The sequence below is a fragment of the Falsiroseomonas sp. RANM36 genome, from assembly GCF_056682175.1.
Genome location: NZ_JBWXTD010000003.1, coordinates 730,473 through 742,118, shown reverse-complemented (window position 1 = coordinate 742,118; position 11,646 = coordinate 730,473). Strand labels below are relative to the sequence as shown.

Here is an 11,646-nt window from a genome sequence, read left to right as displayed (position 1 = left end):
GCCCCGGATGCGCTCGAACACGTCCCCGAACAGGTCCCGCCGGCGATTGGGCTCGGCCCGGCCGCGGCCCTGCGCCCCGGCCGGGACGGGCGGCAGGGCGATGAACGGCCGGCGGCGCCGGCTGTTGCGGATGGGCGCGATCGGCGCGGCCTTCCTCGCCGGCGCGGTCACCGGGCCGTTCATCGCCCTGCCGACCTTCCAGGCCTGGGCGCAGGACAGCGGCCGGGCCGAGACCTATCGCCTGCTGAACCTGTTCGGCGACGTGTTCGAGCGCATCCGGGCCGAATATGTCGAGCCGGTGAACGACCGCGAGGTGATCGAGGCCGCGATCAACGGCATGCTGCAGGGCCTCGATCCGCACAGCTCCTACATGAATCCGCGCAGCTTCCGCGACATGCAGGTGCAGACGCGCGGCGAGTTCGGCGGCCTCGGCATCGAGGTCACGCAGGAAGGCGGCTACGTGAAGGTCATCAGCCCGATCGACGACACCCCCGCGGCGCGCGCCGGGGTGAAGCCGGGCGACCTGATCACCCACCTGAACGGCCAGTCCACCCAGGGCCTGTCGCTGCAGGAAGCGGTGGAGCAGATGCGCGGCGAGCGCGGCACGCAGATCCGCCTGACGATCCGGCGCGAGGGCGAGCGCACGCCGGTGGAGGTCACCCTCACCCGCGACGTCATCCGCCCGCAGGTGGCCCGCTTCCGGCTGGAGGGCGGCGACATCGCCTATGTCCGCCTCTCCGCCTTCAACGAGCAGACGGAAGGCGCGCTGCGCCGCGCCATCTCCACCATGCGCCAGCAGGCCGGCGGCAACCTCAAGGGCCTGATCCTCGACCTTCGCAACAACCCGGGCGGCCTGCTCGATCAGGCGGTGCAGGTGGCCGACGACTTCCTCGACCAGGGGGAGATCGTCTCCACGCGCGCGCGCCGCACCGAGGACGCGCAGCGCTGGAACGCGCGGGCCGGCGACATCGCCCAGGGCCTGCCTATGGTGGTCCTGATCAATGGCGGTTCGGCATCGGCCAGCGAGATCGTCGCCGGCGCGTTGCAGGACCACCGTCGCGCCGTGGTGATGGGGGTCAAGAGCTTCGGCAAGGGCAGCGTGCAGACCGTGATGCCCATCCCCGGCCAGGGCGCGATCCGCCTGACGACGGCGCGCTACTACACGCCCTCCGGCCGATCCATTCAGGCGACCGGGATCGAGCCCGACATCGAGGTGCTGGCGGCGCGGCCCGATCCGAACGCGCCGCAGCGCGACCGGGAGGCCGATCTGCGCCGGGCGTTGCGCAACGACAATGGCGAGCGTCCGGCCGCCCAGCCCGCGACCCCGCCGGCGCCGCTGAACCTGCCGGCGGGCGTGCAGGAGCGCGTGGCCCGCATGCCGGCCGAAGGCGCCCCGGCCTTCGATCCGACGAAGCCGGAGACCGACCACCAGCTGCAGCAGGCGGCCCAGTTCCTGCGCAACCTTGCCGCGGCGCAGGGTGGCCCGCAGCGCCGCGCGCAGCGCTGAGACATCCCGGGGGCCTGTCCCGCGGATGAGCGCGGCATGAGGCTGCTCGGGCTCTTCTGGGCGGTGGTGCTGCTGGCGCTGGCCGGTGGCATCGGCGTGCTCGCTTGGCTCGGGCCGCCGGCCGAACCGCCAGTGGCCAGCCTGGAAGCGCCCTCATCCCCCCCGGCCGCGGCCGCGCCGCCGGCTGCGCCCGCAGCCGCCGCCGCGCCCATCGCTGCCGGACCACCGTCCGCCGCGCCGGCGGCCCCGTCCGCCCCCGCCGCGCCGCCGGCCGCACCCGCGCCCCCGCCGCTGCTCAGGGCCGATATCGGGTCTGCCGCGCCCGAGCCGGTCATCGCGCCGCCGGACGAGCAGCTTCTGGAAGGGTCCCGCCATGGCCTGGTGCCGCGGCTGGGACCCGGCGAGCGAACCTCGATCCGCGCCTATGCCCGCGCCTTCGACCGCGAGGACCGGCGCCCCAGGGTCGGCATCATCATCAACAACATCGGCCTTTTCGCCCCGCATTCGGAGGACGCGATCCGCCGCCTGCCGGGCGGCGTCACGCTTGCCTTCAGCCCCTATGCGCTGCGCCAGGGACCGCTGCTGGAGCGCGCCCGCGCCCGGGGGATGGAGGCGCTGATCGCCCTGCCGCTGGAGCCGCAGGGCTTCGGGGCGCAGGCCGATCCGGGCCAGCAGGCGCTGCTCACCAGCCTGACGGTGGGCGAGAACCTCGACCGGCTGGAATGGGCGCTGTCGCGCATCCAGGGCCAGGTCGGCGCGATCGGCGGACTGGGTGGGATGCGCGGCGAGCGCTTCGCCGCCAATCCCGAGTTGCTCGGCATCATCCAGGCCTCGCTCACCCGCCGTGGCCTGCTCTATGTGGACCCGCGGCCCGGCGCGCCGCAGCCCGCGCGCGCCTTCGGCCGCAGCGTGGATGTCCTGCTCGACGAGCCCTCCGCGGTGCGGGTGGAGGTGGAGCGACGCCTGGCGGAGCTCGAGGCGCTGGCACGGCAGAACGGCTCCGCGCTCGGGCTGGCGAACGATCCGGTGCCTTCCGTCGTCGCGGCCATCGCCGGCTGGAGCGCCGGGCTCGAGGCGCGCGGCGTGGTGATCGCCCCGATCACCGTGATGATCCGCCGCCCGGCCGAGCAGGCGGCGCGATAGGCCGCTGCCGTCAGCGCGCGGCCACCCGGCGCACGCCGCGCAGCGCGAGATAGGCGCCGACGCCGCAGCCGGCCATGGTCAGGCCGGTGCCGATGCCGGCACCGAACTCGACCAGCCCGACGACGAAGCTCATCAGCGCGCCGAAGCCCATCTGCATCGCGCCGACCAGCGACGATGCCGTGCCCGCCATCTGCGGCCGGGCCGAGAGGGCTCCGGCGATCGAGCTCGGCTGGGTCATGCCGTTGCCCACCGCGACCAGCGCCATCGGCACGAAGAAGACCAGGATGTGCGGCGGCAGCGCAAAGAGCAGCAGCGTCGCCAGCAGCGCGCCGCCGGTGCAGACGGCGACCCCGAGATCCAGCAGCCGCAGCACGCCGAGCCGCGCCGCGAAGCGCCCGGCGACCCAATTGCCGAGCGCGAAGGCCACCGAGATCGCGGCGAAGGCGAGCGCGAAGGCCACCGGCGAATAGCCCATGCCCTGCACCACGACATAGGGCGCGCCGCCCAGGAAGGCGAAGAACACCCCTGTGGCGCTCGCGGTGAGCGCGGCATAGGCGCGGAAGGACGGGACCGCCCAGAGCCCGCGATAGGCGCCCCAGATGGCGGCCAGCCCCGGCAGGTTCTGCGGCGCCGCCAGCGTCTCCGGCAGGCGGAACCAGCAGGCCGCCGCCAGCGGCAGCGCGAAGGCGAGGCAGGCGAGCATGGTGGCGCGCCAGCCGAACGCTTCCTCCAGCAGGCTGCCCAGCACGGGCGCGAGCATCGGCGCGATGGTCATGCCCATGGTGACGTAGCCGAGCACGCTGGTGGCTTCCTCGCGCGACCAGACATCGCGGATCACCGCCCGCGCCAGCACCACGCCGGCGCAGGCGCCGATCGCCTGGAAGCTGCGCGCGGCCACCAGGCCGAGCACGCCGATGCTGAGCGCCGCGGCCAGGCTCGACACCGCGTAGATCGCAAGGCCGCCCATCAGCAGCGGGCGCCGGCCGAAGCGGTCGGAGAGCGGGCCATAGATGAGCTGCCCGAAGCCCACGGCCAGCAGGTAGAGCGTGACCGTGAGCTGGATCGTGGCGATGGACGCGCCGAGGTCGCGCGCCATGGCCGGCAGCGACGGCACGACGATCTGCATGGTGAAGGGGCCGAGGCCGATCATGGCCACCAGCAGCCAGATGGGCGGCCGTGGCCGGCTTGCGGCCGGCCGCGTGACGGGCTCGGCCTCCGCCTGGGTGTCGCGGGGGGTCACGGGGGCAGGAGGCTACTCCCGCCCGCCGCGCCGCGATACCGCTTCGCCCAGGTCCGGGCGCCGGGTGTCACACCAACGGCCGCACGACATGGCCTGCGGCCGTCGCAGACGGCCGAGGCCGCGAATGCGGCCCGCCGCCCGTGCGGCGAGCCAAGTCCGCGAAGCGGGCGCCCAGCGCCTGAGGCCACAACCAGGAACATCAACGAGCCGCTGAAAGCGGCCGTTGGTGTCACACCACGATGAAGTCGCCGAGGGCGAGCGGCGCCGGCGCGCCGAAGCGGGCCACCAATTCGCGCCCCGCGCCTTCGCCATCGGTGTCCCACCACAGCCAGGCCTTGTCGGTCTCGAACACGAAGACGCCCTGGCCCGCCGTGCTCGCCTGGCCGCGCGCATTCGCCTCGAACCGCGACGGATCGAGGGCGCCGGCCGCAAGGGTGGGATCGAAGGCGCTGGCCAGGATCGCCATGACGTCCTCGCCCGAGACGAAGCCGTGGATCAGCTTCGCGTTCCCGGCGCCCGGCGCGGCGGAGAAGAGATAGAAATCCGCGCCGGCGTCGCCGCGCAGCCAGTCCGCGCCGGCCCCGCCGTCGAGCGTATCCGCCCCCTCGCCGCCGAACAGCACGTCGCCGCCGGCGCCGCCCTGCAGCAGGTCGTTGCCGTCGCCGCCGATCAGCGTGTCCTTGCCCTCGCCGCCGCCGATCGTGTCGGCGCCTTCGAAGCCCTCGATCTTGTTGGCGCCGGCATTGCCGAGCAGCAGGTTGTCGAGCCCGTTGCCGCGGATGTTGAGGTTCGCCTCACCCTCGAGCTGCCCGGCCTCGATGTTCTGGCCGAGCCGGAGGCGGATCTCGCCCATGATCGTGTCAGCGCCTTCGCCGGGGCGCTCGATGACGACATCGAGGATGCTGTCGAGGTGGTAGAGGTCGTTGCCTGCCCCGCCTTCCATCGTGTCGTTGCCGGTCTCGCCGTCGAGATCGTCGTCGCCGATGCCGCCGATCAGGCTGTCATCGCCGCCGCCGCCCATGATCGTGTCGTCGCCGGCGCCGCCATCCACCGTGTCGTCGCCGTCGCCCCGCACGATCAGCTCGTCCTCGTTGACGAAGGCGAGGCCGACCAGCAGCGGATCGTGGTCCGAGGTGCGGAAGGGCACGGTGCCGTCGAAGATCGCGGGATCGCGGCCGAAGTCGAGGTTGTAGTCCAGCGCATCGGCCTCGTCGGCGTTGATGTGCCACGCCGCCGCGCCCGACACCTTCGCCGCGAGCGAGGCCGAGGCGAGGGCATGGTCGAGCGAGCCGGTCAGCCCGTCGAACACGTAGGAATAGCCGCCGGGCTGCTCGAGGTTCACGTAGCCGGCATTCTCCAGCAGCTGGATCGGGGCCTCCTTCGCATAGGCGTTGAGGTCGCCGATGATCAGCACGTCCGTGTCGTTCGCGCCGGTCGGGTCGGTGGCGAGCCAGTCCAACAGCTCCTGCGCCTGCTGCACGCGCGTGGCGTTGGACTGGCCCTGGCCGTCGCCGGCATCGGCATCGCCCGTCAGGCCGGCGGCCGAGCCCTTCGACTTGAAGTGGTTCACCGTGACGGTGAAGACCTCGCCGCTCGTCAGGTCCTCGAAGCTCGCCGCGATCGGCGCGCGCCCGTCCTCGGCGATCAGCCCTGCATCGAGGATGGAGACCGTGGTGCCGCCCGCGAGCTGCACCGCATCGGTGCGGTAGATCAGCCCGACCGCGATGGCGTCGCTGCCGACGAACTGGGTGTTCGGGTTCACCCAGGACCACGCATCGCTGCCGGCGAGATCGTTGAGACCCTCGACGATGAACTCGATCGCGTTGCCGGACGAGCCGGGCAGGAAGTCGTTCTCCAGCTCGATCAGGCCGATGATGTCCGCGCCCAGCAGATCGAGCGTGGTGAGCAGCTTCTCCGCCTGGCGGTCGAATTCCGCGACGCTGTTCGCGCCGCGCGGCTCCAGCCCGATCGCGGTCAGCGCGCCGCCGGCATTCAGGGTGGTGAAGAAGTTGAGCACGTTGAAGGAGGCGACCTGCAGCGTGCCGCCCACATCGGGCGCCGTGGCGGGGCGGGGCGCCGCGTCCACGAAGGTGTTCTCGCCGTCCCCGACGGCGCGGACGCGCCAGGTGGCGCCGCTCGTCGCGTTGCCGGCCCACTGGTAGTCGAGCACGCCGGTCAGGTTGGTGACCGTGTCGCCCATGCGCGGCGCATTCGCCGTGTCGTAGGTCGGCCCGAAGCCGGCCAGGTTGCCGATCGGCGCGTTCTGCAGATTGAGCCCGTCGTCATAGGTGATGGTGCGCGCGCCGACCTCGAGCAGGGAGGCCTGGTAGCCCGCGGCGTCCGGCAGGTTCTCCTGGGTGAACTGCATCGGCCGGTCGCCGGCGACGAGCTTGATCTCGTTGAAGCGGTCGAGCTGGAACTGCTCGGTCACGGTCAGCGTCTGGGTGAAGACGACCCGCATGCCTTCATAGGCTTCGAGGTCGGGCTGCACGCGGCCGTTCTGGTTCAGCGTGGTCCCGGCGGCGGGCAGCAGGATCTCGGCCGCGGTGGGCAGCGGATTGCCGGTGTCGAGCACGCTGATGCTCGCCGCGGTGATCTGCGTCATGCCGAAGAACTCGGAGACGGTGCCGGTCACCCGGACGCGGTCACCGATCGCGACGTCGCCGAGGGCGCCGCCCTGGAAGACGAAGATGCCCTCCGAGGTCAGCGCATCGGCATCCGCATCGGCATTCTCCTCCTGCAGGTAGAAGCCCTGCAGGTTGCGCTTCGTGTCGGAATCGCCGTTCTGGAAGTCGCCGACGACGATCGCCTCGACCGTGACGGTCTGGCCGACCAGCGGGCTGGTCGCCCCCGCGCCCTGCACCTCGTGGATCTTCCGAAAATTCGCATCGTCGTTGAGGATCGTGCCGATGCCGGAGGCGTCGTCCAGCGTCGCCGTGCCGACCGTGGTAACGAGGTTGGAAAGGGTGACGGTGAAGGTCTCGTCGCCCTCGAAGGCCGTGTCGCCGTTGACGGTGACGGAGAAGGTCTGGGTCAGGTCGCCGCCGGCGGCGAAGGTCAGCGTGCCGTTCGCGGCCTCGTAATCGCTGCCCGCCGTGGCGGTCCCATCGGCGGTGGCGAAGTCCAGCGTGAAGGCGCCCGTGTTGTCGCTGCGCGTCACGGTGAAGACCAGCTGCGTCGTGCCGGAATCGCCCTCGGCGATCGAGACGTCATTGATCGTCACGCTCGCGCCGACCGGCGGGGCATAGGCCTGGTTCGGCGCGCCGGGCGTGTTCAGCGCCTCGCCCACCACCGCGGTGCCGGTGAAGCCGGGGATGCCGGCCAGGTCGAAGTCGTTGCGCACCCAGTCGGCGGTGGTGTCGGTGTCGGTGCCGTCCGGGATGCGGCTGGCGCCGCCGGGCGCGAAGGCCAGTCCATCGTAAAGCGGCGTGAGCGCCGGTGCGCCGCCATAGGTGATGTCGCCGGCACCGCCGTCGTTCACCGCGACGCTGTCCACGATCGCGGTCCAGGGCGTCGAGTCGAACACGCCGTCATTGTCGGTGTCGAGGTCGGTGCCGACTGTGCCGCTCCAGTCGGAGACGAGCAGCAGGGTCAGCGTGCCGTTCTCGAAGGTGTTGGCGGCGACGTTGCCGAGCCAGAAGCCCGCCGCGTCCGTGGTGCCGATCCGCAGCGCGCTGTCCACCGTGCCGGCCGAGACGGCGTTGTCGCCCTCGATCTGCAGCAGCCAGAGGGCGGAAAGGTCGGTGTTCGGCGCGCCCCTGATCTCGATGTATTCGACATCGGCGCCGACCGTGCTGACGCTGAACTCGTTGATGACGACCGGGACGGACTCGGCCACGAAGATCTGCCCGGTGTTCACCAGGCCGCTCGAATTGGTCGGGGTGGCAACCCAGGTGAAGTCCGCGTACTCGTTGCCACTGCCGACCAGATGCAGGGACGCACCGACCGGCTCGGTGCCGGCCTGCGCGATGCCGATATCGGTGCTGGTCATGCCGCTGGCTGCGCCGCCCACCGCGACGAAGCTGCCTTCGTAGCTGAGGAACTGCACCACAGCGCCGTTCTGGTCCACGAGTGCGAAGCCGTCAGGGGCCCCGTTCTGCAGGCCGGGCGCGAGGACGGAGACGGTGCCGAAGCCGTTCTGCTGGTTCTGGATGGTGCCGCTGAGCTGGATCGGTCCGCCGAGGCCGGTGGCGTTGTACGGCACACCGCCGTTGCCATTATACAGCACGAGAGTCCAGCCGGTGAGGTCGGTGCCCGCCTTGCCGGCGATCTCGATGAACTCGCCGGTATCCGTGCCGGTGTTGTCGTAGTGGAATTCGTTGATCCAGGCCGACATCGCTCGCTCTTTCTCCCGACCGGGACCTTTGCCCGGCGCCGCTTCGTGCACGGAGTAAGGAGTTGATTCGCGCGCGGCGCAATGACGGAGTCGTGAAACATTGCATACGCGGGTGCGGCCTGGGCCGGACGCCTGCCGCCCGCCGTCTCAGAGCCGCTTCATCGTCTCGAATCGCCAGGGCGCGGCGCTGTCCTCGTTGGGGTCGAGGGTCAGGCGGTGCTCCAGCGGCGGGAAGGCGCGGCTGCGGCAATCCGCGCGGTCGCACAGCCGGCAGGACAGGCCGATCCCCACGGCCGCGTGCGGGATGTCGAGCGCATCCGCATAGGCGAGCTCGTCCGAGCGCGCGATGTCGCAGCCCATGGCCACGACATGTACCGGCGCGGGTTCGCCCCAGCGCGTCGTGGGCGCGGCGATGGCGCGCGCGAAGGTCAGGAAGGTCGCACCATCCGGCAGTTGCGACACCTGCACCTGAGTCTCGCCGGGGTGAGCGAAGGCGCGGTGCACGATCCATTTGGGGCAGCTTCCGCCGAAGCGCGCGAAGGGGAAGCCGGCGGCGCTGAAGCGCTTGTCCACATTGCCGGCCGGATCCACGCGCAGGAAGAAGAAGGGCACGCCGCGGGCGCCGTCGCGTTGCAGGGTCGAGAGCCGATGCGCCGCCTGCTCGAAGCTGACGCCGAAACGCGCGGCAAGCGCTTCCACCTCGTGGCGCAACGCGCGCGCGGCATGCAGGAAGGCCGCATAGGGCATCAGCAACGCCGCGGCCAGGTAGTTCAGCAGGCCGAGCCGGATGATCGCCGCGGCTTCGGGCGTGGACGGCTCGGCCGGCGCGACCACCGCTTCCACCGCGTCGCGCGCCTCGAGCAGCATCAGCTGGAAGGCCATCTGGAATCCGCGGGTCTCGCGCGGCAGCGATTCCGAGAGATCGAGCCGGCGCAGCGCCGGATCGTAGCGCCGGAGCGATCTCTCCAGCGGACCGACGGCGACGGTCACGCCATGGGTGTGGCGCAGCCTCTCGGCGATGGCGTGGTTCATCTCCGCCGGGCTCGCGCGCAGCTCCGCGCCCAGGCGCTCCGCGATCGTCTCCAGCGCGGGGAAATGGTTGGCGTGGTCGTGGAAGAAGTCGCGCGCCTCCTCGGTCGGCAGCAGGATGCGCCGGCCGGTCGGCAGCGCGATGCCGGAGGCATCCTCCTTCGCCACGCGCCACGCGCGGTAGAGCGCCAGCATCGCGCGTGCCGCATTGGGTGCCGAGGCGGCGAGGGTCGCGACCTCCATCTCCGGCACGGCATCGAGGCCGAGCAGCGGATCGGACAGCACCTCCCGCAGGCCCGCTTCGGTCTGTCGTTCGCGGTTGCCGGACAGCGCGGCGAGATCCACCGACAGCGTCTCGCCGAGCTTGATCAGCAGGCTGGCGGTGACGGCGCGCTGGTCGTGCTCGATCAGGTTCAGGTAGCTGGCGGAGATGCCGAGCCGGGCCGCGAGCGCCTGCTGCGTCAGGCCGCGCTCCATGCGCAGCCGGCGTACGGTGCGGCCGATCAGCGGTCGCGCCATGGCGTGTCCCTCACAGCATTTACTCAATTTACAATACGGCCCTGCCGCTGGTCAACGGAGCCACAGGATTGCCGGTTTTCATGCAGGCTGGCGCGTGACCTTCGGCGCCGCAATGTGAATTATTGACTTGCGCCGCGCATCGATGGCGCGCGGCGAAAGGAGTTCCGATGCACCATACCCGACCCACCCCGACCTTCGCCCCGGACGGTTCCGGCCTCGGCGGCGGCGCACCCATGCCGGGCCGCTTCGAAGGCGTCCGCCGCGACTACAGCCCGGCCGATGTCGCGCGCCTTTCCGGCAGTTTTCGGGTGCAGCACACGATCGCCGACATGGGCGCGCGGCGCCTGTGGCAGCTGCTGAAGACCGAGCCCTTCGTCAACACGCTCGGCGCGCTCACCGGCATGCAGGCGGTGCAGCAGGTGAAGGCCGGGCTGAAGGCGATCTACCTCTCCGGCTGGCAGGTCGCGGCGGATGCGAATACGGGCGGCGAGATGTATCCCGACCAGTCGCTCTATCCGGTGGATTCCGTGCCGAACGTGGTGCGCCGGATCAACAACGCGCTGCGCCGCTGCGACCAGATCGCGGTGCAGGAAGGCCCGAATGGAAAGAATGGGGGCGACGCGACGCATTGGATGGCGCCCATCGTCGCCGATGCCGAGGCCGGCTTCGGCGGCGCGCTCAACGCCTTCGAGCTGATGCGCCACATGATCGAGGCCGGCGCCGCCGGCGTGCATTTCGAGGACCAGCTGAGTTCCGAGAAGAAGTGCGGCCATCTCGGCGGCAAGGTGCTGGTGCCGATCCAGAGCCACATCCGCACGCTGAACGCCGCGCGGCTGGCCGCAGATGTCGAGGGCGTGCCGACCGTGCTGCTGTGCCGGACGGACGCGGAATCCGCGCAGCTTCTCACCGCCGATGTGGATGAGCGCGACCGGCCCTTCCTGACCGGGGAGCGCACGCCGGAGGGCTTCTTCCGCATCCGGCCGGGTGCCGGCAAGGCCTACGCGATCGCGCGCAGCCTGGCCTATGCGCCCTATGCCGACCTGCTGTGGTGGGAGACCTCCGACCCCGACCTGCAGGACGCCCGCGACTTCGCCGAGGCGATCCAGCGCGACTTCCCCGGCAAGATGCTCGCCTACAACTGCTCGCCGAGCTTCAACTGGCAGCGCAAGATGGGCGTCGAGGCCGCGACGCGCTTCCAGCGCGAGCTCGGCGCGATGGGCTACAAGTTCCAGTTCGTCACGCTCGCCGGCTTCCACAGCCTGAACCTCTCGATGTTCAAGCTGGCGCGCGGCTATGCCGAGCGCGGCATGGGCGCCTACAGCGAGCTCCAACAGGCCGAGTTCGCCGCCGAGGCCGAGGGCTTCACCGCGGTGCGCCACCAGCGCGAGGTCGGCGTCGGCTATTTCGACGCGGTCGCGACGGCCGCTTCCGGCGGCACGGCGAGCACCACCGCGCTGGCCGCCTCCACCGAGGCGGCGCAGTTCGCGCCCGCCCGTTGATCCGCTTCGGACGCATCCAGGAAAGGAACATGGCGATGAACGACGATCACCACGACGACGGCCTGGTCCATGGCCACCGGTGGGCCACCGAGCCGCCGCCCGCGGTGGGCGAGCTGCTGCGCCCGGCCACGCCGCCCCGCGCGAGCCGCGTGATCGAGGAGGCGCATGACGACGGGCTGGTGCATGCCCATGACTGGGCCAGCGAGCACAATTCCCGCCGCTTCCACAGCTGAGCGGAGGGGGGGGGGGGGGGGGCGGCGGGGGGGGCGGCGCGGGGCCAGCGCCTGGCCGTTCTGGAGAAGCACCTGGCGGAAGGCGGGCCCTGGCTGCTGGGCCGCGCCTTCACCATCGCCGATGTGAACCTGGCCGCCGT

Annotated in this window: 7 protein-coding genes; 4 read left to right on the top strand and 3 right to left on the bottom strand. The window is 71.4% G+C overall.

Annotation, left to right across the window (positions count from 1 at the left end; translation table 11 throughout):
- The first annotated feature begins 100 nt into the window (after window positions 1-100).
- Together AC1MIR_RS08325 and AC1MIR_RS08320 are read left to right on the top strand one after the other, a co-directional pair.
- Window positions 101-1,507, top strand: a complete 1,407-nt coding sequence (locus AC1MIR_RS08325; RefSeq protein ID WP_480027710.1) for a S41 family peptidase — start codon at window positions 101-103, stop codon at window positions 1,505-1,507.
- Window positions 1,508-1,543: 36 nt separating this feature from the next.
- Window positions 1,544-2,650 carry a divergent polysaccharide deacetylase family protein gene (locus AC1MIR_RS08320; protein WP_480027709.1) on the top strand — a complete coding sequence of 369 codons (1,107 nt, stop codon included), beginning with the start codon at window positions 1,544-1,546 and terminating at the stop codon, window positions 2,648-2,650.
- Window positions 2,651-2,660: 10 nt separating this feature from the next.
- On the opposite strand, the gene AC1MIR_RS08315 is transcribed toward AC1MIR_RS08320, so the two are convergent.
- The 3 genes from AC1MIR_RS08315 to AC1MIR_RS08305 form a co-directional block, all read right to left on the bottom strand.
- Window positions 2,661-3,890, bottom strand: coding sequence for a multidrug effflux MFS transporter (locus AC1MIR_RS08315; protein ID WP_480027708.1), 1,230 nt, complete (start codon window positions 3,888-3,890; stop codon window positions 2,661-2,663).
- Between the two features lie 229 nt (window positions 3,891-4,119).
- A complete protein-coding gene (locus AC1MIR_RS08310) occupies window positions 4,120-8,226 on the bottom strand; it encodes an ExeM/NucH family extracellular endonuclease (RefSeq protein ID WP_480027707.1) in 4,107 nt (1,368 codons plus the stop codon).
- Window positions 8,227-8,373: 147 nt separating this feature from the next.
- Window positions 8,374-9,774 (bottom strand): helix-turn-helix domain-containing protein, encoded by a 1,401-nt coding sequence (locus AC1MIR_RS08305; RefSeq protein ID WP_480027706.1) that lies wholly within the window; start codon window positions 9,772-9,774, stop codon window positions 8,374-8,376.
- 167 nt (window positions 9,775-9,941) lie between these two features.
- On the opposite strand from AC1MIR_RS08305, the gene aceA reads away from it, so the two are divergent.
- Both aceA and AC1MIR_RS08295 read left to right on the top strand, forming a co-directional pair.
- A complete protein-coding gene (gene aceA / locus AC1MIR_RS08300; protein WP_480027705.1) occupies window positions 9,942-11,273 on the top strand; it encodes an isocitrate lyase in 1,332 nt (443 codons plus the stop codon).
- A 35-nt stretch (window positions 11,274-11,308) separates the two neighbouring features.
- Window positions 11,309-11,506: a hypothetical protein gene (locus tag AC1MIR_RS08295; RefSeq protein WP_480027704.1), complete on the top strand. Its 198-nt coding sequence runs from the start codon at window positions 11,309-11,311 to the stop codon at window positions 11,504-11,506.
- The last annotated feature ends 140 nt before the right edge of the window (window positions 11,507-11,646 follow it).